The sequence below is a fragment of the Psychrobacter cibarius genome, assembly GCF_904845955.1.
GTDB lineage: Bacteria > Pseudomonadota > Gammaproteobacteria > Pseudomonadales > Moraxellaceae > Psychrobacter > Psychrobacter cibarius_B.
In genome coordinates this window covers 327,947-353,777 of record NZ_CAJGYX010000002.1, presented here as the reverse complement: position 1 = coordinate 353,777, position 25,831 = coordinate 327,947, and the positions used below count along the sequence as shown (strand labels likewise).

General features: G+C 43.5%; 22 protein-coding genes and 4 tRNA genes. 13 read left to right on the top strand and 13 right to left on the bottom strand.

The genetic code is table 11. From position 1 onward, the window contains the following. Positions 1–53: 53 nt before the first annotated feature. From JMV76_RS04970 to JMV76_RS04940, 7 genes are all read left to right on the top strand, one after another. Positions 54–129 (top strand) — tRNA-Gln (locus tag JMV76_RS04970). A 243-nt stretch (positions 130–372) separates the two neighbouring features. Beyond that, positions 373–448: transfer RNA gene (locus JMV76_RS04965), tRNA-Gln, on the top strand. A 110-nt stretch (positions 449–558) separates the two neighbouring features. After that, a complete protein-coding gene (locus JMV76_RS04960; protein WP_201501849.1) occupies positions 559–1,506 on the top strand; it encodes a ribose-phosphate pyrophosphokinase in 948 nt (315 codons plus the stop codon). Positions 1,507–1,928: 422 nt separating this feature from the next. Continuing rightward, positions 1,929–2,603, top strand: a complete 675-nt coding sequence (locus tag JMV76_RS04955) for a 50S ribosomal protein L25/general stress protein Ctc (RefSeq protein WP_045443278.1) — start codon at positions 1,929–1,931, stop codon at positions 2,601–2,603. Positions 2,604–2,799: 196 nt separating this feature from the next. Beyond that, positions 2,800–3,381, top strand: coding sequence for an aminoacyl-tRNA hydrolase (gene pth / locus JMV76_RS04950; protein WP_201501848.1), 582 nt, complete (start codon positions 2,800–2,802; stop codon positions 3,379–3,381). A 100-nt stretch (positions 3,382–3,481) separates the two neighbouring features. Next, positions 3,482–3,862 carry an aspartate 1-decarboxylase gene (panD, locus tag JMV76_RS04945; RefSeq protein WP_045443274.1) on the top strand — a complete coding sequence of 127 codons (381 nt, stop codon included), beginning with the start codon at positions 3,482–3,484 and terminating at the stop codon, positions 3,860–3,862. 294 nt (positions 3,863–4,156) lie between these two features. Continuing rightward, positions 4,157–5,137 (top strand): calcium/sodium antiporter, encoded by a 981-nt coding sequence (locus JMV76_RS04940; RefSeq protein ID WP_060490271.1) that lies wholly within the window; start codon positions 4,157–4,159, stop codon positions 5,135–5,137. 62 nt (positions 5,138–5,199) lie between these two features. On the opposite strand, the gene JMV76_RS04935 is transcribed toward JMV76_RS04940, so the two are convergent. The 3 genes from JMV76_RS04935 to JMV76_RS04925 all read right to left on the bottom strand — a co-directional run bounded on the left by JMV76_RS04935 (position 5,200) and on the right by JMV76_RS04925 (position 6,448). Continuing rightward, positions 5,200–5,853: an RDD family protein gene (locus JMV76_RS04935; protein ID WP_201501847.1), complete on the bottom strand. Its 654-nt coding sequence runs from the start codon at positions 5,851–5,853 to the stop codon at positions 5,200–5,202. Between the two features lie 241 nt (positions 5,854–6,094). Continuing rightward, positions 6,095–6,171 (bottom strand) — tRNA-Arg (locus JMV76_RS04930). A gap of 187 nt (positions 6,172–6,358) precedes the next feature. Beyond that, a tRNA-Ser gene (locus JMV76_RS04925) sits at positions 6,359–6,448 on the bottom strand. Positions 6,449–6,804: 356 nt separating this feature from the next. On the opposite strand from JMV76_RS04925, the gene JMV76_RS04920 reads away from it, so the two are divergent. Beyond that, positions 6,805–7,611 carry a hydroxymethylpyrimidine/phosphomethylpyrimidine kinase gene (locus JMV76_RS04920; protein ID WP_201501846.1) on the top strand — a complete coding sequence of 269 codons (807 nt, stop codon included), beginning with the start codon at positions 6,805–6,807 and terminating at the stop codon, positions 7,609–7,611. Between the two features lie 102 nt (positions 7,612–7,713). Here JMV76_RS04920 and JMV76_RS04915 read toward each other — a convergent pair whose 3' ends face one another. Together JMV76_RS04915 and proC are read right to left on the bottom strand one after the other, a co-directional pair. After that, positions 7,714–8,283, bottom strand: a complete 570-nt coding sequence (locus JMV76_RS04915) for a YggT family protein (RefSeq protein WP_201501845.1) — start codon at positions 8,281–8,283, stop codon at positions 7,714–7,716. Positions 8,284–8,422: 139 nt separating this feature from the next. Then, the gene (proC, locus tag JMV76_RS04910) at positions 8,423–9,256 is read right to left on the bottom strand and encodes a pyrroline-5-carboxylate reductase (protein ID WP_201501844.1); all 834 of its coding nucleotides are present in this window, start codon (positions 9,254–9,256) and stop codon (positions 8,423–8,425) included. A 218-nt stretch (positions 9,257–9,474) separates the two neighbouring features. Between proC and JMV76_RS04905 the strand changes: the two genes are divergently transcribed. Next, positions 9,475–9,987, top strand: a complete 513-nt coding sequence (locus JMV76_RS04905) for a GNAT family N-acetyltransferase (RefSeq protein WP_201501843.1) — start codon at positions 9,475–9,477, stop codon at positions 9,985–9,987. 50 nt (positions 9,988–10,037) lie between these two features. On the opposite strand, the gene tilS is transcribed toward JMV76_RS04905, so the two are convergent. The 3 genes from tilS to ppx all read right to left on the bottom strand — a co-directional run bounded on the left by tilS (position 10,038) and on the right by ppx (position 14,474). Further along, entirely contained in the window at positions 10,038–11,687 is a 1,650-nt protein-coding gene (tilS, locus tag JMV76_RS04900; protein WP_201501842.1) for a tRNA lysidine(34) synthetase TilS, read from the bottom strand. A gap of 230 nt (positions 11,688–11,917) precedes the next feature. Beyond that, positions 11,918–12,721, bottom strand: coding sequence for an acetyl-CoA carboxylase carboxyltransferase subunit alpha (locus JMV76_RS04895; protein ID WP_055123593.1), 804 nt, complete (start codon positions 12,719–12,721; stop codon positions 11,918–11,920). Between the two features lie 226 nt (positions 12,722–12,947). Further along, positions 12,948–14,474 (bottom strand): exopolyphosphatase, encoded by a 1,527-nt coding sequence (gene ppx, locus JMV76_RS04890; RefSeq protein WP_201501841.1) that lies wholly within the window; start codon positions 14,472–14,474, stop codon positions 12,948–12,950. A gap of 472 nt (positions 14,475–14,946) precedes the next feature. On the opposite strand from ppx, the gene JMV76_RS04885 reads away from it, so the two are divergent. Next, positions 14,947–15,288: a DUF962 domain-containing protein gene (locus tag JMV76_RS04885; protein WP_227690165.1), complete on the top strand. Its 342-nt coding sequence runs from the start codon at positions 14,947–14,949 to the stop codon at positions 15,286–15,288. A 16-nt stretch (positions 15,289–15,304) separates the two neighbouring features. Here JMV76_RS04885 and JMV76_RS04880 read toward each other — a convergent pair whose 3' ends face one another. The 3 genes from JMV76_RS04880 to JMV76_RS04870 form a co-directional block, all read right to left on the bottom strand. After that, the gene (locus tag JMV76_RS04880; RefSeq protein WP_201501839.1) at positions 15,305–17,053 is read right to left on the bottom strand and encodes an AMP-binding protein; all 1,749 of its coding nucleotides are present in this window, start codon (positions 17,051–17,053) and stop codon (positions 15,305–15,307) included. 313 nt (positions 17,054–17,366) lie between these two features. Then, positions 17,367–18,668 (bottom strand): glutamate-1-semialdehyde 2,1-aminomutase, encoded by a 1,302-nt coding sequence (gene hemL / locus JMV76_RS04875; protein WP_109590738.1) that lies wholly within the window; start codon positions 18,666–18,668, stop codon positions 17,367–17,369. Between the two features lie 111 nt (positions 18,669–18,779). Next, positions 18,780–19,133 (bottom strand): zinc ribbon domain-containing protein YjdM, encoded by a 354-nt coding sequence (locus JMV76_RS04870; RefSeq protein ID WP_307783624.1) that lies wholly within the window; start codon positions 19,131–19,133, stop codon positions 18,780–18,782. Positions 19,134–19,458: 325 nt separating this feature from the next. Between JMV76_RS04870 and ygfZ the strand changes: the two genes are divergently transcribed. Both ygfZ and JMV76_RS04860 read left to right on the top strand, forming a co-directional pair. Continuing rightward, positions 19,459–20,244, top strand: a complete 786-nt coding sequence (gene ygfZ, locus JMV76_RS04865) for a CAF17-like 4Fe-4S cluster assembly/insertion protein YgfZ (protein WP_201501838.1) — start codon at positions 19,459–19,461, stop codon at positions 20,242–20,244. A gap of 74 nt (positions 20,245–20,318) precedes the next feature. Then, positions 20,319–21,644, top strand: a complete 1,326-nt coding sequence (locus JMV76_RS04860) for a D-amino acid dehydrogenase (protein ID WP_201501837.1) — start codon at positions 20,319–20,321, stop codon at positions 21,642–21,644. Positions 21,645–21,742: 98 nt separating this feature from the next. Here the strand turns inward: JMV76_RS04860 and JMV76_RS04855 are convergent, their stop codons facing one another. Then, positions 21,743–23,953: a molybdopterin oxidoreductase family protein gene (locus tag JMV76_RS04855; RefSeq protein ID WP_201501836.1), complete on the bottom strand. Its 2,211-nt coding sequence runs from the start codon at positions 23,951–23,953 to the stop codon at positions 21,743–21,745. A 250-nt stretch (positions 23,954–24,203) separates the two neighbouring features. After that, positions 24,204–24,893 carry a TetR/AcrR family transcriptional regulator gene (locus tag JMV76_RS04850; protein WP_201501835.1) on the bottom strand — a complete coding sequence of 230 codons (690 nt, stop codon included), beginning with the start codon at positions 24,891–24,893 and terminating at the stop codon, positions 24,204–24,206. Between the two features lie 503 nt (positions 24,894–25,396). Between JMV76_RS04850 and JMV76_RS04845 the strand changes: the two genes are divergently transcribed. Then, a complete protein-coding gene (locus tag JMV76_RS04845) occupies positions 25,397–25,600 on the top strand; it encodes a CsbD family protein (RefSeq protein WP_045443240.1) in 204 nt (67 codons plus the stop codon). The last annotated feature ends 231 nt before the right edge of the window (positions 25,601–25,831 follow it).

Genomic DNA, 25,831 nt, shown 5'->3' with positions numbered 1-25,831 from the left:
GGCGCAAATGACTTGCAAAATCTGAAAATTTAATTATAATAGGTCGCCTCAATAGGGGTATAGCCAAGTTGGTAAGGCATCAGGTTTTGATCCTGACATCCGTTGGTTCGAGTCCAGCTACCCCTGCCATTTTTTAGTACGAAGCGTTTGATATGCAGTGATCATAGGTGGTTTATAAATAGCCGCTTATCTTATTGACATTGACAACGTTATCCCAGTTTCGGTATAGTTCGCAATGGACACCGCTAGGGAACAGTTATGTTGTAAACGGTTTTTCCGTTTATTAGATAACAAACAGGTCGTGACGCTACTTTAAGAATAACTGTTAGTAAAGTTATGATTAGATATCGACGTACACAGCCTAGACATTACAGGGGTATAGCCAAGTTGGTAAGGCATCAGGTTTTGATCCTGACATCCGTTGGTTCGAGTCCAGCTACCCCTGCCATTTTTTACTGTAATAGTAGTCATCAATAGTTTTCAATACTCTTTTCTGAATTTGAGCAGTTTGACACTGCTTAGCGGTCGCTGCTTGAGTCAATCAATAGGACTTCTGTCATGCCTTATTTGGCGATTTTTACGGGTAATGCCCACCCTGAATTAGCAAAAACCGTAGCCGATCATCTCCATATACCTCTTGGTAAAGCTGATATCACGCGTTTTTCTGATGGCGAAATCGCCGTAGAAATCAAAGAACACGTGCGCGGTAAAGACGTGTTTATCATGCAGCCAACCTGTGCACCAACCAATGACAATTTGATGGAAATCATGATGATGGCCGATGCGCTGCGTCGCTCTAGTGCGGGTCGCATCACAGCAGTCATGCCCTACTTCGGTTATGCCCGTCAAGACCGTCGCCCTCGTTCAGCTCGTGTGCCTATCTCTGCTAAAGTCGTCGCTGACATGCTAAATATCGTGAGTATCGATCGCGTGATGACGGTTGATTTGCACTCAGATCAGATTCAAGGCTTCTTTGACATTCCTGTAGACAATATCTACGGCACGCCTGTATTGCTTAACGACCTACAAAAACAAGATTACGACAACATCATGGTTGTTTCACCTGATGTGGGCGGCGTGGTGCGTGCGCGTGCTATGGCTAAACAGTTGGGCGATACTGACATGGCGATTATCGATAAACGCCGTGCCCGTGCCAATGAGTCGCAAGTCATGCACATCATCGGCGATGTTCGTGACCGTGATTGCGTCATCGTTGATGACATGGTTGATACCGCAGGTACGCTATGTAAAGCAGCTGAAGCATTAAAAGCAAACGGTGCACGTCGCGTATTGGCTTATATTACGCACCCTGTCCTATCAGGCAACGCACTACAAAATATCAGCGAATCTGCGCTAGACGAAGTCGTTGTTACCGATACGATTCCATTGTCTGAAGCGGCAAAATCCTGTAGCAAAATCCGCCAAGTGAGTATCGCACCGATGCTTGCTGAAAGCTTACGCCGTATCAATAACGAAGAATCTATCAGCGCCATGTTTGACGCTTAGATTTTTAATGAGCACTCGCTCTACTTTCTGTTGGCAATGCTCGTTATAAAACACTGCTTAAGTTTAAAAAAAAGCGTCAAGTATTCTTACTTGACGCTTTTTTTGCCTATTGGTGTTGCACAGTCATTTTGCGTAGGTCTTTATTATTACTACAAAATCACGTATAATGCGCGCCTGTGCCAACCATTTGTTCGATTTAATTAGGTTGGCATTCTCAAAAGTGCTGATCATGCCCAAAAGTAACGATTGTCATGATAATGACTATCCAAAAAATCGTTATGATGAGCAAATGGCTACATTTAAAAATTGTGAATTTTATTAGCAATCATAAATGTTAGCTATCATCACGTATTAGTGGATTGGTCGCAAATCCACTTTTTTATGACCAGACACTTCATCATTCTTTTTATAGGATTATATCCATGAGCATTAATCATTTTGAACTAAACGCTGTTGATCGTTCTGCTGAGCAACAAGGTAAAGGTGCGAGCCGCCGCCTACGTAAGCAGAACCTAGTTCCTGCTATCATCTATGGTGGTAACGAAGAGCCAACGTCTATCTCTATCAAGATCAACGAGCTAGTAAAGTCACTTGAATTCGAAGCGTTCTTCTCACACATTTTGACAATCAATGTTGATGGCGTAGAGCATCAAGCGGTTATTAAAGACTTGCAACGCCATCCAGCTAAAGGCTTCCCAATGCATGCTGATTTCCAGCGCGTTGTAAAAGGTCAGAAAATCAACATGAACGTTCCTGTGCATTTTGCTGGTCGTGAAGAAGCGCCTGGTACTAAAGCTGGTGGTGTTCTATCAACGCTAGTATCTGATATCGAAATCGTTTGCCTACCATCACAATTACCTGAATACCTAGAAATTGACGTATCAGGCATGGAAATTGGTGATCTATTCCGTCTATCAGACATCAAACTACCTGAAGGCGTTATCATCTTTGATCTTGACATGGAAGATGCTCACGACCGTACTATCGTTAACATGCAGCCACCAACGGTTGAAGAAGTTGACGCAGACGCTGAAGAAGTTGATGCTGCTGACGTACCTGCTACTGAGCAAGGCACTGAAGACAAAGACGGCGAATAATAAACCACGTTTACATAGAGCACGCAATCTAGCGTCTGCTATGTAATACAAGGTTTGTTTAGTCAAAAAACAGCAGGTGATAAATATCTCCTGCTGTTTTTGTAAGTAAGGTTTGAAAAATAACAGATATGCTATGAATAAATAGCATAATCGCAAACCTTATGCCTCATTTATTCAATTTAAGCAGGGTGTTTTTATGGCCATAAAGCTTATTGTCGGTCTTGGTAATCCTGGTCAGCAGTATATGTTTACACGTCATAATGCAGGGTTTTGGTTTGTCCATCACTTGGCTCAGCAGTTCAACATTACCCTCTCTCATGATAAAAAGTTTCATGGAATCACAGGACGTGGGCAGATTCATGGGCATGACGTACGTCTATTGATGCCGCTCACCTTTATGAATAAGTCTGGTCAGTCAGTGGTGCCGATGGTGAAATTTTATGGCATTGCAAATGATGAGTTACTGATTGCTCATGATGAGCTCGATATTCCAGCTGGCAGTATCAAACTTAAGACGAATGGTGGTCATGGCGGTCATAATGGTCTGCGTGATATCACCCCTCATATCGGCAACGACTTCCATCGTTTGCGTATTGGTATTGGTCATCCTGGTCATAAGTCTAAAGTTAGTGGTCATGTGCTCTCAAAAGCTGCGCCCGATGAACAGATTGCCATTGATAGCGCTCTGACAGCAGCATTTGAGGCGCTACCATTATTACTAAATGGCGATATTGAAAAAGCACGTTCACAAATTAATGGCTTCAAACTGCCAGAATAAAATCATGCTTTAACTATAATAGCCTTTTATTTTAGCAAGTTATCCCCCATTAACCTTTTGATTTGAATCATTAATCTCAGTTACGCTAAGGAAGCAACCTATGCTACTTAATATGCTTAAATGCAAATTACACCGTGCTCGCGTCACCCATGCCGAACTTCATTATGAAGGCTCATGCGGTATCGATGGTGATTTATTGGATCTTGCTGGTCTGCGCGAAAATGAGTCTATCGATATCTACAATGTGACCAATGGTAAGCGCTTTCGCACCTACGCTATCCGCGCTGAAGCGGGTTCTGGTATCATCTCGCTAAATGGTGCGGCGGCTCACATGGCAGATTTAGGCGATATCGTTATCATCTGTGCCTATGCTCATTTTGATGAAGTAGAGGCGGCAACCTACCAGCCAAAACTGGTGTATTGCAACGAAGACAACACTGTAAAAGACACAGCAAACATCATTCCGGTACAAGTGGCTTAAAGCACTGGAACACCGAAGATTTTTGGATAAAGCAAGGATAAATAATCGACTAAGCTGTTGAAGTTATTCTTATTATCCAACCAAAACCGCTATGCTAATATGAGAGCTGAATCTCCATTCCGATTCAGCTTTTTTTATGCCATTTTTATATGGCAAATTCACATTTTATACCACTCTTAAAAGATGAAGTCGTCAGGAAAATAAACGTCAGCGCTATGTTTTTAGGCTAAATGAATTTGACACGGCTAAGCGTATTTTTAGGTTTGGTATTAACACTAATAAGGAAACAGACTGATGTGGTTGGCAGTTATTGCAGTATTGATCGGACTAGCTATTCTTGTTTGGAGTGCAGACCTTTTTGTTGATGGCGCCACTGCCTTAGCAAAAAAATTCAACGTCCCTAGTTTCTTAATAGGTGTGTTGATTTTGGGTGTGGGTACATCCGCCCCTGAGATGGTCGTGTCGGTATTGGCGGCACTAGAAGGCAGCCCTGATTTGGCATTAGGCAACGCTTATGGCTCAAACATCATCAATATTGCGCTGGTATTGGGTGCAACCGTATTGATTAGCCCTATTATCATTCGTAAGGGCATCATCAAGCGTGATTTACCTCTATTAGTATTGATTACTATGGTCGCCGCATGGCAGCTGCGTGATGGGCAATTAGACCAAGCAGATGCGATTGTATTGATAGCACTGCTGGTCGTGACTTTAGGCATTCAGATTGTACTAAGCTTACGTGAAGGCAACCATGAGCACGAAGGAGAACCCATAGCAGAAAGCGTCGATGCTGAACATATCGAACAAACCCTAACACGGGGACTCATCAGCTTAGTTATCGGCATGCTTTTACTGGTCATTAGCTCACGGGCTATAGTTTGGGGTGCAGTAGAATTGGCAACGCTGTGGGGCGTGAGCGAACTGGTGATTGGATTGACGATTGTTGCTGTGGGGACCTCGTTACCTGAGCTGGTATCGAGCTTATCAGCTGCCCGTAAAGGCGAACACGACATGGCACTGGGTAATATTATTGGCTCTAATATATTTAACACCTTAGGCGTCGTTGGTCTCGCAGCGCTTATAGCGCCAATCACAGTCAGTCCAATTATCTTATCACGCGATATAGTGGCGATGGGATTGGTCACCTTGTTACTCTTGGTATTGTGCGGGTTTGCCTTTATGAGTAAGCGTCCATTCGGTCGCACTTCTGGGTCAACCTTGGTCTTATTCTTTGTCGGCTATACTTTATGGCTGATACAAACCGTCAACCTGTAACGCTTAAAGTGTATTAACAGACCTCAAAATGTATGAACAGACTATGGCGATGATAATGTGTTTTATTTTCCTTGCTTGCGATTTCTAATCACCCGCCATAGTCCTTCATTCTCTGTTTTTGGCATTTTTAAGGTAATGGTATTCGATAGCATATCTTGCACTGCGAGACCACGTGGGTTAAAGAGGCAAAAAGTATAGTTAAAGACAAAGCCCAGAAAGGCACTGGTCAATAAAACAGCACGCGAGCCATCGATGACACTACCAATGATACCAAATATAAGTGGCATAATACTGGCCGCTACAATCCGCTTAAATGACTGTCCCCACGTTAGCAAATGACCATTACTATTGACCGTCTTTAACCGCCAAGTCTGCATACCTAATGTCTGTCCACCGCGACGCCAAAATATCCCATAGAATCCTACTAACGTCAGTATAAAAGACGGCGTCATAATCACGTTTTGATACCACGTTGGCAGCGACTGCGCTTGTGACGACTCGCTACCCGTCTCCATCGTGATAAGTGTACCAATCACGGTTAGCAGGGTACCGACCAAAAACAACAACGCTAAAATTAACATGCCATCATAGAGAATGGCTGCCATACGGGTGCCAGGTTTAGCAATCGCTAGCTCTTCACTTTCAGAGGCATGGCGTGCTGATGCTTTAGTTTTAGCAGCAGATTTGGTAGGTCGTTTAGGTAAACTCTTTGACATGGTACAAGCTCATAGCAAGCAGTGAATAGTGACTCTATTGTACCGTAATTCACTGTCTTATCGTACATTATCCTAAGATGCCATAAATCATATAACAATGTGGTATAACCATGTCGTATGACTCATCAACTCATAAGACTATCACACAGAAATTGCAGACATAAAAAAATCGCCAAATTGTCATAAGACAGGCGATTATTTTAAGGTTTCTTTAACTGGGTTAAAGAATTGATGATGCAAATGGTGCGCTTGGAGAGATTCGAACTCCCGACCCCTTAGTTCGTAGCCAAGTGCTCTATCCAACTGAGCTACAAGCGCGTACTTTGCACATCATTTACTGCGTTGTTAAGAAACAATTGCAGCAAATTAGGTTGGTTATTATATATATAATTTCGCTTGTGTCAATATCTTTTTTTATTAAAATCAAATTATTTTTTGCTTTAATAAAACAGAAGATTATTAACGCTTTTATATCGCGTCACTACTCTACTAAAAACCGAATAAATGGAGGTGAAGGAGGGATTCGAACCCTCGATACGCGCAAACGTATGGTTCCTTAGCAGGGAACTGGTTTCAGCCACTCACCCACTTCACCAAACGATGTAAGACTTTTTAAGTTCTAAAAAATAGTATTATTGCTGATAATACGTCTTATCCCGTGGGCGAGTATTATAGCAAAGCCAAAACGAATTGCAAGCACTGTCTACAAATTTAATGCAGTTTTTATCATATTTATTTGTTTATATGGTCTCATAGCCTCTTGAGCAGCTCAAATATCAATAAAAACTATTAAAAACGATGTTTAAGTTAGTCAGCACGCTCTGGGTTGTTGTTAATTGATGGATTAATGGATGGATTGTCTATGTATCATCTCTCACCTACTATGGCTTTTTTAGCAGTGGGTGTCTATAGTATTTGTTACTCATTTTAGATTATGTCAAAGGAATTTTTATGCGACCAGTGGTACTGTGTTTTTCAGGATTAGACCCCTCAGGCGGCGCTGGATTACAAGCGGATATTGAAGCCATCGGTCAAGCAGGTGCGCATGCTGCCATTGCTTGTACAGCTATTACCATACAAAACTCGCAGCAAGTCTTTGGTTTTGAAGCTTGTGCAGCAAATTTGGTAAAGGATCAGGCCACCGCAGTGCTCGATGATTTGCCTGTTGCAGCTATTAAGTCAGGTATGTTGGGTACGACTGATAATATCGCTATGCTGACTCAATTGTTTGCCGAGCGCCTTATCGCCGCTGATACGCCATTTGTATTAGATCCTGTATTGGTTGCCAATAGTGGTGGCAGTTTGGGCGATGAAAAAACGCTCGTTAGCGCATTTAGGGAGCTGTTACCATACGCGACCCTCATCACACCGAATACTCATGAGCTACGCGCATTAAGCGGTGAGCAAGACTTACACATTGGCGCGCAAGAATTATGCGCCCAAGGCACCTATGCTGTATTGGTAAAGACCTCACACGACTTTGATAGCGGCGATATAGAGCAGTATTTGTATATAAAGGGTGAGATGGTACATAAAAGCACCTTGCCGCGCTTAACGGGCGAATTTCATGGCTCTGGCTGTTCGCTTGCCAGCTTTATCGCTGGGCGCTTAGCAATGGGTGATGCGCTTATCGATGCAGTAAGGGCAGCAGACAGCTGGATTACCCAGACGCTGCGTGCCGCTGATGCACCGCACCCTAATAATGACCAAGCCCAATTAATACCCAATCGTTTTATAGACTTTCAACATAACCTCTAAATAATCAATAAAAAAAGGGCGCTCTATATCTCTTAGAGCGCCCTTTTTCAGATAGCTACTGGTAATTTCAGATAGCAGCTTTCAAGTGACCATTAATCCAGCTCAACCCAACATCGGCATAAAGCTCGCGGCAAAGCCACCAATGAGCATCTCAAGCAAAATAAAAGCAATGAATGCAACCATTGGTGATAAATCAATCATGCCCAAGTTTGGCGTGATTCGACGAAATGGTGCCAAGATTGGCTCCGCTAAATTGACAATGATACCAATAATCGGATGCTGAGATTGGGTAAATACCACAATCCAGCTGACAATGATGGAACCAATGACGAGATAGCGACACATACGTAAAAAGTCTAATACCAAGCTGATAGTACCAGTGAAAAATAACGGTACAGGAGCGATACCTTTATGGGTCAGTGCTGCTTTTCCAGAGATATCGATCAAACGAATCAAAAACATCAGGACGATAGCCGCAATACTGATACGCCCTTGCCCGACGGTTGGAAAAATACGCCCAAACACGTCGACAATATGCGTTGCTTTATAAGCAGGCGCAATCATGGGGTTGCTGGCATCCATCCCTGCAAATTGCAGCATAAAGCGAATAAACACCAACATCATGGCGAAGGTGGTGACCAAATCAAAGATTTGAAATAACATGTTGTTCATGAAGTGCTACTCAATGTGACATTATTAACAGGTTTTGGGATGACGACTGTCATTACTAGGTGCTTGGTATTGGTGCTTAGTATTACAGCTCAGGCGCGTCATTCGCTTGTAGCAAATAACGCGCCTGATATATGGATGATTATTTACTCATCTCTTCACTCAAGGCTTGGCTACGGTCATAGCAGGCCTGCATAGCCTCAACGATTTGACTACCGATATCATTGGCTTGCATTGACTCAACGGCTGCTTGGGTTGTTCCATTTGGCGAGGTAACCTTGCGACGCAATTCAGCAGGTGCATCCTCACTATTCATCGCCATTTTTGCTGCGCCTAGCATGGTTTGCATGGCCAATGCTGAAGCCTGCTCTTTATCCAAACCTAAAGCCACTGCCCCGTCAATCATGGATTCAATGAAGTAAAAAATATACGCTGGCGCTGATCCTGATACGGCGGTTACCGCATGCATGTGTTCTCCATTATCGACCCCCATGACCAATCCGGATGCTTCCATCGCCGCCGTTGCTAACTGCTTTTGTTCAGCAGAAATATTATCAGTACCGTACAGACCCGTTGCGCCCATTTGAATCATTGCAGGGGTATTTGGCATCGCACGGACGATATTATCATAGCCACCCAACATGTCAGATAAAAGCTCAGTCGACAAACCTGCTGCCACTGAAATTACCAACTGCGTGTCTAAGACATCCGCAAAGCTACTGACTACCGCTTTCATCACTTGCGGCTTGACCGCCAGCACCACAATGTCAGCATCGATAACGGCAGCTTTTGCATCAGCAGTTGGATCGACCGTGTTCAGTCCTTTAGCAGCCAATTGCTCGCGCGCTTCACTGCTAGGATCAGCAACGGTAATCAAACTCGGTTTGACACCGCAGCTGACAAGCCCGCTAATCAAAGCCTGCGCCATATTACCGCCACCGATAAAGCTGATTTTCTTATTATCTAATACTGACATACATGTCTCCCATTCAAAAATCCAAAGGTATTCAAACTAACATAATGATAGGTAAAATGACACTCAGTTTACCATACTGCTACTGGCATCGTTTGATAAATTGACGGCATCTAACCCGGCTGTAAGCTCCATTGAACCACTGAATTGCCATGGACTATTGCACAATCAAACGGTTAGATTAACAAGGGCATTATATAAAATCAGTGACGGAGAGTACTATGTTTTTCATTCGTAAAGCCAACCCTGAGGATTATGCAGATGTTGCTAACATTCACTTCAAAAGTTGGCATGCCGCCTATTTAGATTTGCTACCAGTGTCCTATATCAATGATAAAAACAACTTATGTAATAAGACAAAAATGTGGCAGGAGTTAATGGCACATCCTGATGTTATTGTCTGGATAGCATATGATGCTCATCATCATAACTTGGGGTTTATTGGCTACTTCATTAATAATAAAAATTATGAAATTACCACGTTGTATGTTTTGCCCGACTATCAAGGATTGGGTATAGGCACTCAATTAATGACAGCATCATTACAAGCCCTCTTAGAATCTCATATCCATGCCTATTTTTATTTATGGGTATTAGAAAATAATGTGGCTGCTATTGATTTCTATCAAAAATTTGGCTTTGTAGGTAATGGCGAAAAGAGTGAAGAATGCTACAAAAGCATGCAAATAATAGATATCAAAATGATCAGAAAGCTTGATAACTTGATAACTTGATGGCCTAGCCCTAGATAACCTGACCTCCTAAAAGGTTTATGTTACAAATATTAAAAAGCATTATTGATGCTTAGACTGTTTGTAATAACATTGTTTGTAATAACATTGTTTGTAATAACATTGTTTGTAATAACATTGTTTGTAATAACATTGTTTGTAATAACATTGCTTCTAATAGCACTGTCTAAAACACCAGTATTGTCTGGTGTGCCTGTCAGCGATCTACTCGTCCCTAGTATCCAGCTCTCAAAAGGTGATACCAGCAATAATGGCCATTCTTTATCCTGCTGTACGGATACGGCACTGACCACCACCAAACTCTCGCGCAACCATAAAGGTACACCAAGCGTTTGATATAGTTTCTTGCCCGCTTGTGGACGTGATGCCAAGGCAGTTTGCACACGCTGTTGACGACCTAATGGTGCAAAGGTAATCTCAAACTTCTCATCACCATCTTGGTCGCTGTCTAATAGCTCTGCCAAGGCATTTGGCATCATTTGCACTTGCCAAATAAAGTTATCATCACTACGTAAGGTAACTGATACAGGCTGAGCAGCCGCTGAATCAGCATCAGCCACCACAAGATTAGATAAGGGTTGAATCTGTTTGGTAAGCGGCAATACTAACCACTTGCTCCACTCACTGCTTAAACGATAAAGCTGCTGACGATAGCGGCAAATCGTATAGGACTGCTTGCGAGCTTGCCAAAAAAGCGCCGTTTGGTGATCAGGATCTTCACGTTGGCTTAGCATAAATACATCATCGACCAACTGCTTAGCAGGCGGTAACGGTTCATCTTGACCGAGCCAATGATGCAATAGTTGGCGCTGACGGTAAATGGGTAATGCTTGTAGCTTGTCTATATTTAGCACACGCTGGGCAGACGATAGCTGTAATGATGCTACCTCTATCTGCTGTAAATCTTCTGCCGCTTGTGCATTGATTATTAATTGGGCATCACGCAATAGCTGTGCGCTACGGGCGATATTGTCAATGACATTGGAATTATAGGTCGCCAATACTGGCATGATGTCGAGGCGTAGCCCACTACGTACATTATCGCCAGCATCATTGGTTGGGTCATCAATATAAGGGAGCTTTAGGCGCTGAGCATAATTGCTGATGTTGGCGCGTTTGACCGTCAGCCAAGGTCGCCATAATGCCATACGCTGTGTGCCTTGCGTTTGGATACACCACGGCTGCATACCCGACAGACCATTCACCCCAGCGCCTTGTATCAGCCGCATCAGCACTGTCTCTGCTTGGTCATCGGCATGATGCGCTAAGAGCAATACATCATCTTGATTGAGTTGCGCTCGCATGACATCATAACGAGCTAGCCTTGCGGCTTGCTCATCATGACCATTCACTTGCGCACGTAAAATCCGACACGGTATCTGCTGCACTGCTGCCCAATGAGCGACATGCATCGCCCAAGTGTCACTATCTGCTTGCAAACCATGGTTCACATGTAAGAGCTGCGGTAAAAATGGCAACTTACCTTGGCGATAGAGCTGCACACACAGCGCAGCCAATGCTAATGAATCACGACCACCACTACACGCCAGCCAAAGCCGTCGACCGTGCAGCTGTTCACCATACTCAGCCATACTGCTCAATAATGCTTGTGCCAGATCGGCATCGACAGGCAAGTCTGCGATTGGCTTCATAGGATGCGAAAGGATTGCACTGCTGGTCATAATCAGCCTTATTTATTTAGCATGCATACATGAATTGACATATAAATGAATCTGCTTATACGTCAGCTACGGCATCAGTTATAGTGTCAGTTAGTACCTATATTAACAGCCACAAAAAAACGCGCCATAAAATGACACGTTTTTATTTTAGCATTAAGACTCAGTCTCTAATATGAAAAGCTTTGTGTCCATGAATAGAGGCTTTGTAACAGAGGTGTCATAGCGACCAATTAAGCAGGCAACATCACTTCTGAGTTAAAGGTTTTCAGCTTCTCATAACGCAGCTCACAACGCGCGTGTGCGTCTAAATCTTTAATCTCATCTAACTGCTCAGCAATAAGTGCTTTCAAGGCGATCATGACTGGTTGCGGCTTGATATGCGCGCCTTCACCTTCTTCAATGACGGCATCAATCAGCCCCATTTGATATAAATTAATCGCATTTAATTTCAAGGCTTCACTAGCGTCTTGTGCTTTTTCAGCTGTTTTCCACAGGATAGAAGCACAACCTTCCGGAGAGATAACCGAATAAATACTATTTTGTAGCATATTTACTTTGTCACCAACGCCAATAGCCAACGCCCCACCTGAGCCGCCTTCACCGATGATAGTCACGATAATAGGCACTTTTAGGCTAGAAAAAACGGCGATACTTTCGGCAATGGCTTGCGCTTGTCCGCGCTCTTCAGCGCCGATACCCGGATAAGCGCCTTGGGTATCGACAAAGGTCATCACAGGGATATTAAAGCGCTCAGCCATTTTGACCAAACGAATGACTTTGCGGTAACCTTCAGGATTGGCCATGCCAAAGTTATGAGCAATACGCTCACGGGTGCTGCGACCGCGATGTTGACCAATTACCATCACAGGCTGACCATCAAAACGCGCCAGACCACCAAGAATGGCTTTGTCATCGGCAAAAGCACGGTCACCGTGCAGCTCATCGAATTCGGTAAACAGCTGATTAACATAGTCCATAAATAATGGACGCTTGGCGTGCCGTGCAAGCTGCACACTATCCCAGACAGTGCTCATAGACGCTTCCCTTTAATAATTATACTTAATGTATTTATGTTTAAGAATAATATCGTTATCGATTTTTAGATAATGAAAGTACAGTTGTAAACTCAATAGAAGCTATAGTAGCACATCTTAAATGGCATGACATTACTGACAAAGCCGCTTTTGTTACGTTAATCTATAGCATATTCATTACAATAGTAACGGCATCGTGTTGATCGTCAGTGCAAACTAGCGCTGCCTAGCCCTCAACCACGCTCAGCGTCACGCCCCATTTGGCAAACTGCTCAATCTCAGTATGCAAATCGGGCAATAAGAAAGCGTAGTGCTCACTGCTATTGGCAACGGTGATTTGCCAGCAATGATCATCCATGGCTTGTAACTGTAATTCTGGTAATTCATAATCGCTGCGGCTGTGATGCGCCAGTACGGCTAAGCGTAGCAACAGGCAAAGATAAACGAGCTGATTACCACCGATAGTACAGGTCTGCTCTAACATATCAGCCTTGAGCTTACGACGATGATTGAGCATCAGCTGTGCCATGCGCTTTTGATCGACTTGCGAGAATCCTGGAATATCAGAATACTCAAGCAAATACGCGCTGTGCTTATGATAACTACTATGACTGATGGCCAATCCTATCTCATGCAAGAAAGCCGCACGTCTGAGTAAATCACAATCATCATTGGTAAGGGCAAGCTGACTCTTCACTTGTTCAAATAAATGACGACTGGTTTTCACCACTTGTTTGGCTTGTTTTTTGTCCCCTGAATAACGCTTAATCAGCGCCAGCACACTGCGGTCACGAACATCTTCGCTAGCAAAGCGTCCAAGCATGTCGTACATCACACCTTCACGTAGTGCACCATCTGAGTAAGTAATGGTATCGACACCCAGCACTTTCATGACTGCACGCAGTACCGCAACGCCTGCTGGGAAGACGGCTTTGCGATGTTCCTTAACGCCTTCTAAATCGATGTCATCGACATTGCCAATTTTAAGCAACAGTTTCTCTAACTTTTTGACACCTTTATAAGTGATGCGCTCTTGCTCATCAGCCCAGCCCTTAGATACCAGCACATTACGTACCGCTTTAATCGTCCCACTCGAGCCAACCACACTACTCCAGCCCAATTTTTGATAACGACCCTGAATCGCTAACACTTCTTTGCGAGCGGCTGATATCGCATTATTAAAGGCTTCTTTCGTGATTTGACCATCGGCAAAGTACTTCTGGGTAAAGGCGACACAGCCCATCTGCAAACTCTCGGTCAGTAGCGGATCGAACTCTTGACCAATGATAAACTCTGTCGAACCGCCACCAATATCGATGACCAAACGCTTGTCACTACTGGCATTGGTGTGTGAGACGCCCAAATAAATCAAGCGTGCCTCTTCTCGTCCCGCGATAATCTCAATAGGTTTCGGCAATATTTTATTGGCACGGGCAATAAAGTCATTGGCATTTTTGGCTTGGCGTAAAGCGTTGGTCGCGACCACGCGAATGCGTTCGGGTGGCACCGAATCCAAACGCGCCACAAATCGGCTCAAACAGTCAAGACCTCGCTGTGCAGCTGCCGCACTTAAGATATTATTCTCATCCAAGCCTGCGGCGAGCTGGACTTTTTCAGACATAGAAACGACTTTTCGCACCTCACCATGGTCAAGACGCGCAATGGCCAGATGAAAACTATTGGAACCGATATCAATGGCTGCCATCATTTCATCATCAGCGAGCGGCGGATTTGTAAGGTAGTCAATAGGCATAAGAGGAATCGTTACCGTGTTGGATAAAAGGGAGAGGATATGGGCTAAAAATCAGACGATTGAGTCATATAAACATCATAGCTGCACCAAATAATGCCATCTATACAAAGATGCTCACGTGTTTGACGTAATTTTCGCCATTAAAGCATTTATGCCAAACACTGGCAAGTGACCCAAATGCTAATTAAGCAGCAAGCGCATCATTCACAAAATAACCAATGCGCCATAAATATCCATTGCTTGTGTTAAGGATAGCGTTTTGCTACATTAAAAACGACCAATATTATAATAAATAACAGTTACTTAATGACCGCCTAGCCGCTTTATTAAAACAGAAAGCCCCCTAATGACTCACCCTAATATCTATACTCAAGAAACGATTAGCAAGGAAGCTAAACAAATGAATCAAACGACCACACAAAACACTACCAAAAACGCCGATGCTCAAGCGGTCAGCAATGCTAAAAAAAACATGATGACAACCGTCAGCCCAACAAAGCAGAAATTTTATGACTTCTATTTAGCTGAACATCAAAACATGGCTTGTCGCCGCTTACATTTCGCCGGTAGTAGCTTTGGCTTATTGGGACTCGCAAAGTCGGTAAAAACCGCTTCGCCAAAACCATTACTCAAAGGCATCGCTGCTGGATATGCTTGCGCTTGGGTCGGTCATTTTTTCTTTGAAAAAAACAAACCTGCCTCGTTCAAATTCCCGCTAAAAAGCTTTGCTAGCGACTTTCGTATGTACAGTGATGTCCTACGTGGTAGACTCAGCTTAAAAGACCGTAAATTTGATAAAACCGGACGATTATAACTCGCCACTAGCCCAACTAACGTAAAGACTTACGTAATATTTTGCCTACCGCAGTTTTGGGCAATTCATCGATAAACTCGTATGACTGCGGGCGTTTATAACCTGTTAAACGCTCGCTTGCGAAGCTTTGTAGCTCTTCTACCGTTAGGCTCAACTCCTTTTTAACCACAAACGCTTTAGGTACTTCACCGCTGTGCTCATCTGCAATACCAACCACCGCGACTTCAAGTACTTTCGGATGCTCTGTCAATGCCGCTTCCACTTCGTTTGGATAGACGTTAAATCCTGAAACCAGTATCATGTCTTTTTTGCGATCCACCAGCGTCAAAAATCCATGTTCATCTAGCACACCAATATCACCCGATTTAAAGTAGCCATCCTTTGTAAAAGTATCTGCATTGTCTCGTTGCCAATAACCACGCATGACCTGAGGGCCTTTAATACAAACCTCGCCCCGTGTACCTATTGCACAAGTTGCACCCTGTTCATCAATGATTTTAATATCCATCATCGCAAGTGGCAGACCAACGCTACCATTAAAACGATCTATACCAGGTGGGTTAAAAGAGATAACTGGTGCAGTTTCGGACATGCCATAACCTTCATTGATAATCATACCAGTGACTTGTTGCCACTGATCAGATACGGCTTTGATAATTGCGGTACCGCCACCTATAGATAGTGCCAAGCGACTAAAATCAAGGTTGGCAAACTTTGGATGATGCAGCATACCAATAAATAAGGTATTAACCGAAGGAATGACATGCGGACGGTGCTGCTCGATGGTATTGACTAGTCCATCGATATCACGCGGATTGGTGACCAGTATGTCTTCCCAGCCGCCATAAATGCCTAGTAAGCCGCAAACGGTAAATGAGAAGATATGATAGAGCGGCAACGGATTGAGTATTTTGATCTGCTCGCTACGACCCGCTTCAATCGCATGACCAAACATCGCATAACACTGACAGACATTGGCCATGACATTGTAGTGCGTGAGCATCGCGCCTTTTGGCTTGCCAGTCGTGCCACCCGTATATTGCAATAAAGCTAAATCTTCACGCTCGATAGTAACAGCCTGATATTGCTCAGCGTGGTATGCACTCATAATATGGGCAAAGCTTATATTATGCTCTGAGATATAGTTTGCAGCATTATCGGCTGTGGTTCGGTTGGTTTGATTGAATTGACGAGTAGTATCGGTCGACGGTTTAAGTTGGGTAAGCAAAGCAATATCGTTATCAGCAGGTGCAGCATTCGGATTGACGGAACAATGTACGACGAATGACAGTTGCGCTTTGACTGCATCATCTAACTGATCGTAAGCAGAGGTCATACCATCGAGGACAATCAGCACACTAGCTTGAGCATCCGTCAGCTGATGCGCCAATTCATAATGGGTATACATCGGATTGACATTCACCAATACCGCGCCTGCTCGCAGGCAACCAAGTAACACCACGGCATACTGCAATATATTAGGTAATTGCACAGCGACACGGTCGCCTTTATTGATTCCTTGTGCTTGCAAAAAAGCAGCAAAACGGCGGCTGGCAATATCCAATTGTGCAAAGGTAAGGGTGGCGGGCCCCATACTAAAAGCCACAGAATCACTATGCTGATCTATCTTGGGTTGCAACAAATTTAGCAGGTTGTGCTTGTCCTCTAATACATCTAAATTATTTCTTATTCCATATTTCTCATATGAGGCTTGCCATAACGGTGGCGTATTACTGCTAGGCATATCATTAGTGCTTGTAGTCATCAGTTGGCATCCTTGCTCAATTGTCTTGATTCATCTCAGAATAGCATAATTTATTGTTTATTTTGCAATCACCCAAAGAAGGAACTGTCTTAGTCTTAGTTTTTTAATTTATGCAGTCATCGTCAGAAAATCTTTATCTCTTATAGTAAAAATCACAAAAGGATAAATATTGGGCACAAAAAAACCAGCATGATTTCTCATACTGGTTCTTGTAAGTACATACATTTTAAACAGGTCTTAAATAAACAAGGTCCTGAATAAATAAGGTCCTGAATAAATAAGGTCCTGAATAAATAAGGTCCTGAACAAACAGTTACGCTTTTGCCATTTCTGCAAAAATCTCGTCAGCGGCTTTAATCGACGCATCAATATCTTCATTGCTGTGTTTAATTGACATAAAGCCTGCTTCATAAGCAGAGGGTGCCAGATAAATACCGCGATCCAACATGCCATGGAAGAACGTGTTAAACACCGTCATATCGCACTCTGTCACGTCATCGAAGTTCTTTGGCGTGTCAGTTTCATTGTTTTTAACAAAGAACATGCCAAACATACCGCCCAATTTATTGGTACGCATGTTGATGCCGTGTTTGTCAGCCGCTGCTTGAAAACCATCTACTAGACGATCAACTTTCGCTGCTAACTCAGCATAAAAACCATCTACGGTTAAGTCTTCAAACATCGCAATACCCGCACGCATCGCGAGTGGGTTTCCTGATAACGTACCAGCTTGGTAGACACCGCCAAGTGGTGCGATACAAGACATGACTTCTTTTTTACCACCGAAAGCACCAACTGGCAGACCTGCACCGATGATTTTGCCAAAGCACGTCAAATCAGGATCAATGCCGAAATGTGCTTGTGCACCGCCAAGTCCAACGCGAAAGCCGGTCATCACTTCATCAAAGATCAGCACTGAACCGTTGGCAGTACACTCTGCACGCAACGTATCATGGAATTCTTGGGTTGGAATGACCATATTCATGTTGCCGGCGATCGGCTCTAAGATCACGCAAGCGACTTCTTCGCCCCATTTCTCAAAGCAATCTTTAATCGCTTGTGGGTCATTATAAGGAATCGTAATCGTATGCTTGGCAAAATCAGCAGGCACGCCTTTTGAGGTTGGCTCACCGATATCAAGCATGCCCGAACCTGCTTTTACCAATAAGCTGTCTGAGTGCCCATGATAGCAACCTTCAAATTTAACGATTTTGTCACGTTGGGTATAACCACGTGCCAAGCGAATCGCACTCATGGTCGCTTCTGTACCTGAGCTAGTCATACGAATCATCTCCACACTAGGAACGATTTCGCAAATCTTATCTGCAACGGTTGTTTCAAACGGTGTAGGCGTACCAAAACTTAAACCATCATCAGCGGCTTTTTTGACCGCATCAATCACTTTAGGGTGTGCGTGTCCCAAAATCATTGGGCCCCAAGAGCCGACATAATCGATATACGCATTGTCTTCGGTATCATAAATTTTGCTGCCGTTAGCACGGTGCATAAAAATAGGCGTGCCACCGACACCAGCAAAGGCACGGACGGGCGAGTTTACGCCGCCAGGAATATGTTTGCGGGCTTGCGCAAATAGCTGTTCGTTTTTAGTGCTCATCATTATTCTCTACTTATTATTTCTTTAATATTGATTCTGTCTTATTTTATTAAAAATAACTTTGCTGCTTGTTGTTAATGCTTAGCAGATTTTTAAAGCACATTTAATAATTTATGCTTTTTTGACCACAGATGATTTAAGCTTCATTGGGCCAAAACCATCAAGTTTACAGTCAATATCATGACCATCAGAGGCATCGGGCAGCAGGCGAATACCTTTTGCTTTAGTACCGACTTTAATAACGGTCGATGAGCCTTTGACTTTTAAGTCTTTAATCACGGTGACAGTATCGCCATCTTGCAGCTCATTACCGACCGCATCACGAATGACCGCGTCTTGCGCTTCAGCTTGTGCCGCATCGGTTTCAGCCGCAGTCCATTCATGAGCACACATGGGACATACCAGTAACGCACCATCTTCGTACGTATATTCAGCATCGCATTTTGGGCAATTGGGTAAGCTCATAATTTCCTCGTCAGCCGTGATAAATTGGGTGTATTCTAGAGCTAACATTGTACCGTAACTCGCCAGCTTTAACCAATCGCTTCGCTCGTAAATGCGGTGCTGTGACTAATTGATAGATTCGCTCATGTCTTACAGCGGACGTTTTTTATCACACAGTGTTTTGTGGTACTCTGCTTTAACTAAATTTGGTTTGATGACCATGTATCTTTAGATGGTAAAACCTCAATATTTACTTTATCAATTACTTTAACAACTCAGTATTCACCACAATATCTGAGGCTATGGCTACTGATAACGATAGCGACTTATGAATAGGATAATAATAATGACTCAATCAAACGTATCGACCCTCTCATCAACACTGCCACAATTTGTTCAACTAACGATTCAAGGTGAAGATGCAGAAAAATTCTTGCAGGGTCAGCTAACCTCTGATGTCACCAAGCTCGGACTCAGTTATCAAGCAACGGCGCTTAGCAATTTAAAAGGTCGCATTGATTTTGGTTTGTGGATAAAAAAACAAGCCGAAAAGCATTATGATGTGGTTATCAGTGCCGATTGCGCTGAGGCTTTTCAAGCCCATTTAAAAAAGTTCGGTGCCTTTTCAAAGTTTGATACCAGTACGCCCGCGCCCATTTATCCTTGCGTGCTTGATGACGTTCCAACTTTTAGTCATCAGGAAGACCACAATACGCCAACCGATACCCAAGCGTGGATGCAAGCGTGGATGCAAGCGAGTCTTGCCATTGGCAACTATTGGATAGTTGCTGCTACACAGGGTCTGTTTCAGCCACAAGAGCTGCGTCTGCATCAGCGCGGCGGTATGGACTATGATAAAGGCTGCTATCTTGGTCAAGAAGTGATTGCCCGTATTTATTTTAAAGCAGCGCCAAAAGCGTTTTTACATTATGTCAGCGGCGCAGGTGACGTGCCAGCAGCCGGTGACAAGCTAGAAAAAATCCATGTGGTTAATGCGATTGCCGATGACACTATTAATGGTAATGGTTTTAAAGCATTGGTCGTTGCCCGTCCAGAGCATTTAGCCGATAGTGAGCTTACGATATTAGACTTACCGCCAGCGCTGCAAGCCGATGTTGCGCGCCAAAAATAGTGCGACATGATGAATGACGCATAATAAACAGCACTCGTACAAACATTTTTACTAAAAAAGCAGCAGAGTAATCTATGACCCATATTGCGGTACTCGGAGCGGGTGTGGTGGGCGTGACCACCGCATGGTATCTTCGCCAAGCAGGCTACGATGTGACCATCATTGAGCGCGAATCTGCTGCCGGTATGCAGACCTCATTTGCCAATGGTGGGCAAATATCTGTCTCGCACGCAACCCCTTGGGCAAACCCTGCGGCTCCAATGAAAGCCCTTAAATGGCTGTTTCGCGAGGATGCGCCGCTGTTGTATCGCTTGCGTGCTGATAAGGCGCAGCTTAAGTGGGCGATGCAGTTTTTGCAAGAATGCCGTGCAGATAGAGCCGATGCCAATCTGGTACAAATGGTACGTTTGGGCTTGTATTCACGAGATGCACTACAACAGCTGCGTGCTGATATTGGTATTGATTACGAGCAGCAAACGCGCGGTATTATGCATTTTTATACCAATCAAGCGGAATTTGATGCCGCTATTGCGCCAACGGAGCGCATGCAAGCGTTAGGCTGTGAGCGTCATATCATCGATATCAATAATGCCGTTAACTTAGAGCCTGCGCTTTACCCTATTGCTCATAAGCTAAAAGGTGCGACTTATACCAGCCGTGATGAATCGGGTAATGCCCATTTATTTACCCAGCGCTTAGCCGAGCGCTGCATAAAGTCTGGCGTGAAGTTTTTATACGATACCGAGATTCTGGCGTTAAACACTGACGCCCATTCTGCTCGCCCGCATGTACATAGTATTACCATTCAACCTAAGGGAGAAAACGCGCAAACCTTTAGTGCAGACAGCCATGTACTAGCCCTCGGTAGCTATAGTGTGTCATTACTAAGACCTTTGGGAATACATGCGTCTATATTTCCAGCCAAAGGCTACTCAGCTACTTATCATATCAACCCCCGCGCCCCGCATCTAGCACCCTTTGTCAGTCTCATTGATGATGAGTTTAAGCTGGTGACATCACGCCTTGGCGACAAGTTACGCGTCGCTGGAACGGCAGAATTTAACGGCTACAATTTGGATTTGAATAGCACACGCTGCGAAGCCATCACGCGCCGTGTGCAGCAGTTATTCCCGAAAGGTATCATTGCCAATTCTGTGCAATATTGGACAGGGCTACGTCCAATGACTCCATCAAATGTGCCGTTAATTGGGCGCGCGCATAGGGGTCAAGTCCGTCATGGCAGTCATAATGTGGATGCTAGTTTTGATAATTTATGGCTCAATACAGGTCATGGTACGCTTGGCTGGACCCATGCTTGCGGTTCTGCAAAGGCGATCAGTTTATTAATACAGGGTGAGACACCGCAAGTCGATTTTGATTTTGTTGGCTTAGGAACGTAAAAATAAGAAACGTAAGAATAGGAAACGTAAAAAAGGCGCTACCAATATAAGTCAGCGCCTTTTTTCTTTACATGGAAGACTTTTATTTTAGAACTATTTTATGCAGCGCTCCCTGATTTCATATCGAAATCAACGTCAGAATCAGCCGTCTCCAAATCAGTCGCTTCTGGCGCGATTGCTTGCAATTGTACTGGGACGCCATTGACTGCCGCATTGCCACTTAGCTGATCGATTAAGGTATCGTCTGTCAAATCATTGACACTGACGCCCGCATGCGCTTGAGCGATTTTTTGTTTTACCCCTTTACGGCCGTGACCCCACCCATGAGGGATACTCACCACTTTGGGCATCAGCTCATCCGTCACTTCTGCTACGATCGTCACACTACCCACACGCGACGTTACTTTCACGTTTTGACCATCCTCAATACCGTACTCTTTCGCTGTTTCAGGATGCAGCATGAGCGTACAGCGCGGCTTACCTTTTACCAAGCGATAGCTGTTATGCAGCCACGAATTATTGCTGCGGACATGACGACGACCAATCAATAGAATTTGCTTGTCATCATAGTCCTGCATCATCTCCTGTACCCGCTCTAAATCTGCTTGATAAAAATCAACATTGAGATGAATCTGCTTATCTTTATGTTTTAACGCTTGTGGCAGCATGGTTTTGAGCGCTCCCAAATCAATTCCATGCGGATTTTTCTTCAATTGCTTTAGATTGAGACCCTTATAAGGCCCACGTTTTAGACCTTGATTAAGCACAAACTGCGGACCCAAAAATTTTATTAATAGGCGTTCGACTTTGGTTGCAAGTACGGCTTTTTTATCCAAGCGTTTCGCCAGCTCTAAGTAGATTTGCCAGTCATGTTTGGCACTTCTTTGCTTAGCAAACAATGCCTTTGAATATTTGGCGACGTTATGGACGGCAAAATTGTTAAAGGTGACGTCATAATGATCGCGCTCTAGTGGCGATACCGGCGGCAAAATAATATGCGCATGACGGCTGGTTTCTGTGACAAAGTAATCAATAGCGACCATAAAGTCCAAGTTGGCAAAGGCTTTATCCAACTTTTCACCATTCGGCGTGCTGAGTACAGGGTTGCCCGCGACAGTCATAAAGCCTTTTAACTGCCCCGCCCCTTCTACCAACATCTCATCCGCCATTGCCACGACGGGATAATCACCATTAAAGTCAGGCAAGTTACTCACGCGGCTATGGCGCTTACCTAAATAACCTGGGCCTGAGTTATTGACCACGTCGACCGCAGGATTGGGGAACATCAGACCACCCACTTCATCCAAACGACCTGTGACAATATTAATCAGCATGATTAGATACTGGCTTAATAAGCCAAACTCTTGCACCGAGACGCCCATACGCCCGTAACAGACCGAGCTTTCGGCTTCACAAAATTCTTTGACCAGTCGCTTAATCTTTTTTGCCGCAATGCCAGTAATCTCAGCGACGGACTCGGCGCTATAGTCTTTGGCAAAATCTGCCAAGCTCGCAAGCTCTGGCGTCAGTGCTGCGGCTCTATTATGAGCCTGTGCTTGGTCCGCGTAACCTTGCGCATAGATTTCATTGAGCATGGCGAGCAAGAGCAAAACATCGGTCGCTGGACGAATAAAGTGATGCTCGCTAGCAATATCTGCCGTTTCGGTGCGCCTTGGATCAATCACCACCACTTTACCATCACGTGCTTGGATGTCTTTTAATTTTTGACGCATATTTGGCGCGGTCATAATACTGCCGTTAGACGCCAGCGGATTGCCACCAATGATAAGCATATATTGGGTACGATTGACGTCAGGCACAGGGATGCGCAGCATATGCCCGAACAGGTGCATGCTCACAATGTGATGCGGTAACTGGTCGATGGAAGTCGCAGAAAAGCGGCTGCGCGTATTGATACTGGTTAATAGATGCTTAATGGTTAACATGCCGCCCAAATTATGGACATTAGGATTGCCTAGATAAATACCAAAGGCATTTTGACCGTGTTTTTTCTGTACCAACTGAATACCAGCTGCCACCTTATCCAACGCATCAGCCCAGCTAATCTCTTTCCAACCGTTAGCGGTTCTCTCAACGGGATGACGCAGGCGATCACTGTCTTCATGCAAGTCTTGCAAAGCAGTCGCTTTTGGACAAATATACCCTTTAGAAAATGGATCGTCTTTATCGCCTTTAATCGATAATACCTTGTCACCATCGTGCTTGATAACAATTCCGCACATTGCTTCGCATAAATTGCAGGTTCTAAAATGTGTTTGTTCATCCGTGTGACTCTTTTCACTAGCCATGGTCGCGCTCCCTGTTATTTTTTACTATAGTCATTCCACTACAAAGGTATTACTGCGTTAACCTCGCTTGAAGTATTAAATATACATCTACACTCGGTTGCCTTGTACTACTTTTAAATTGAATCGACTATAGCGCTTTCACTATATAAATTCCGTTTTATAGGTTTAATATGGTTGCTAAATTTACTCACCTTAACAATCTTAAAAACACTGAGAATTAGTCAAAGTTCAACATTGATAAGCTAAATAACTAGCCATCTACTCTGCGCTTGTCTTTGGTGAAAAAATGGCTAAAGACGCCATCAAAGTTTTTGCACAACATCTCAATGGCTTGCTGCCGTGAATAACGCTGTTGATGACATCCCAATATCAACTCATGTACTTGGGCGGCAGCGATATCGACACAGAGTTGAACGTCAAACGCCTCAAAAGAACACTCAGCTGACTGCAATCCCTCTATAAATATCTTAGTCCACTCGTGTCTTATCTCTATGATTAGACTTCCCAACCCGTTACGTTCTATGTTTGAATCAAAGCGCAGACTGTCTTCGAGCAAACGTTGAAATAAAGTGATGTTTTGAAAGGCGGCATCAAAAATCAATGTTAGGCATTCCTGACAACGCTCATTGAAATCCTCTTTAGACAGCGTTGGATAGTCTTTAAGCATATCTACCCACGCCATGCGCATCGGAGATAAATAATTGCCTTTAAGTTGCTCGCTTAACACCTGCTGCAACGCATCTAAACTATCAAAATGATTATAAAAACTTGGCTGAGCAATACCTGCGCCTTTCGCGATTTTATTCATACTCATACCACAAGCGCCCTCTACGCTATACAGCTGCAAGGCACTTTTTAGTAACGTATGACGCGTTTTCGCCTTTGCCAGCTCGCGCTTAGTTTCCGGTTTTTTAGCACTTACGCTGTTAAGTACATCCATTATCAATCTGCCCCAACTTAATCTATAAAACAATTGTTATTTTAACTATAAGGCTATAGCCATTTAAACAAGAAGTCTATCACTAAATTTTTAACCTTACCTATTCTTGATGATTCGTTTTAACCCATCCTAAAACTATCATAAAAAATAGCCGCCATATTTATGATGACAGCTACTTTTTTTATTCCTATATTTACAGCGTGTTACGACGTCATTTTTTATAAATCATCGCCAGACTTGTTGATTCTCTTTACGTATGTCACTGATAAAACACTTCATTCATTACACAAATGGACGATGCATAACATAGCTGTGCAGATCTCAATAATGGAGCAACACTCTCAACATTGCATATACAGACATGACGATGGTGAGCACTTATATTAGATATCACCAGTTAGCTGATTAATAAGTACTGATAGCAGCTGAGTAAAATGTCGATTAAAGACAGATGGAATAATTGTCTCAATAACCAATTTTATAATAAAAGAAGGAACATAAAAATGAACGAACATACTCTAAAAGGTGAATGGAACCAAATAAAAGGCTCAGTAAAGCAAAAATGGGCTGATCTTACTGATGATGATTTATTACACGTTGAAGGTAGCCGTGATAAATTGGTCGGAAAAGTTCAAGAACGTTATGGTCACAGCAAAGATGATGCTGAACGTGAAGTAGATGCATGGCGTACTGAACATAAATACTAGTAGATAATCATGCTGTAAGAAGTATTAAGATAAAAATTTTATAAGCAGATTATTTAAACGAAAACCGCATTAGTTTCTAATGCGGTTTTTTTATGCTGGACTTATCACCAACTTGATTTATATCAAATAATTATAAGAGATAAAACTCAAAGTCCAGACACGATAAAACCGCATAGCAATTAACTGTTATGCGGTTTTATTGTTAACCATCCATGTTACCTATCACCACTG

Coding starts and splice junctions, on each gene's coding strand:
- panD (WP_045443274.1), top strand. CDS start 3,482: ATGCTACTTAATATGCTTAAATGCAAATTACACCGTGCTCGCGTCACC.
- JMV76_RS04885 (WP_227690165.1), top strand. CDS start 14,947: ATGATGACAACCGTCAGCCCAACAAAGCAGAAATTTTATGACTTCTAT.
- JMV76_RS04940 (WP_060490271.1), top strand. CDS start 4,157: ATGTGGTTGGCAGTTATTGCAGTATTGATCGGACTAGCTATTCTTGTT.
- proC (WP_201501844.1), bottom strand. CDS start 9,256: ATGTCAGTATTAGATAATAAGAAAATCAGCTTTATCGGTGGCGGTAAT.
- tilS (WP_201501842.1), bottom strand. CDS start 11,687: ATGACCAGCAGTGCAATCCTTTCGCATCCTATGAAGCCAATCGCAGAC.
- ygfZ (WP_201501838.1), top strand. CDS start 19,459: ATGACTCAATCAAACGTATCGACCCTCTCATCAACACTGCCACAATTT.
- JMV76_RS04960 (WP_201501849.1), top strand. CDS start 559: ATGCCTTATTTGGCGATTTTTACGGGTAATGCCCACCCTGAATTAGCA.
- JMV76_RS04860 (WP_201501837.1), top strand. CDS start 20,319: ATGACCCATATTGCGGTACTCGGAGCGGGTGTGGTGGGCGTGACCACC.
- JMV76_RS04870 (WP_307783624.1), bottom strand. CDS start 19,133: ATGAGCTTACCCAATTGCCCAAAATGCGATGCTGAATATACGTACGAA.
- JMV76_RS04915 (WP_201501845.1), bottom strand. CDS start 8,283: ATGAACAACATGTTATTTCAAATCTTTGATTTGGTCACCACCTTCGCC.
- JMV76_RS04850 (WP_201501835.1), bottom strand. CDS start 24,893: ATGGATGTACTTAACAGCGTAAGTGCTAAAAAACCGGAAACTAAGCGC.
- hemL (WP_109590738.1), bottom strand. CDS start 18,668: ATGAGCACTAAAAACGAACAGCTATTTGCGCAAGCCCGCAAACATATT.
- JMV76_RS04855 (WP_201501836.1), bottom strand. CDS start 23,953: ATGGCTAGTGAAAAGAGTCACACGGATGAACAAACACATTTTAGAACC.
- pth (WP_201501848.1), top strand. CDS start 2,800: ATGGCCATAAAGCTTATTGTCGGTCTTGGTAATCCTGGTCAGCAGTAT.
- JMV76_RS04920 (WP_201501846.1), top strand. CDS start 6,805: ATGCGACCAGTGGTACTGTGTTTTTCAGGATTAGACCCCTCAGGCGGC.
- ppx (WP_201501841.1), bottom strand. CDS start 14,474: ATGCCTATTGACTACCTTACAAATCCGCCGCTCGCTGATGATGAAATG.
- JMV76_RS04895 (WP_055123593.1), bottom strand. CDS start 12,721: ATGAGCACTGTCTGGGATAGTGTGCAGCTTGCACGGCACGCCAAGCGT.
- JMV76_RS04905 (WP_201501843.1), top strand. CDS start 9,475: ATGTTTTTCATTCGTAAAGCCAACCCTGAGGATTATGCAGATGTTGCT.
- JMV76_RS04935 (WP_201501847.1), bottom strand. CDS start 5,853: ATGTCAAAGAGTTTACCTAAACGACCTACCAAATCTGCTGCTAAAACT.
- JMV76_RS04845 (WP_045443240.1), top strand. CDS start 25,397: ATGAACGAACATACTCTAAAAGGTGAATGGAACCAAATAAAAGGCTCA.
- JMV76_RS04955 (WP_045443278.1), top strand. CDS start 1,929: ATGAGCATTAATCATTTTGAACTAAACGCTGTTGATCGTTCTGCTGAG.
- JMV76_RS04880 (WP_201501839.1), bottom strand. CDS start 17,053: ATGACTACAAGCACTAATGATATGCCTAGCAGTAATACGCCACCGTTA.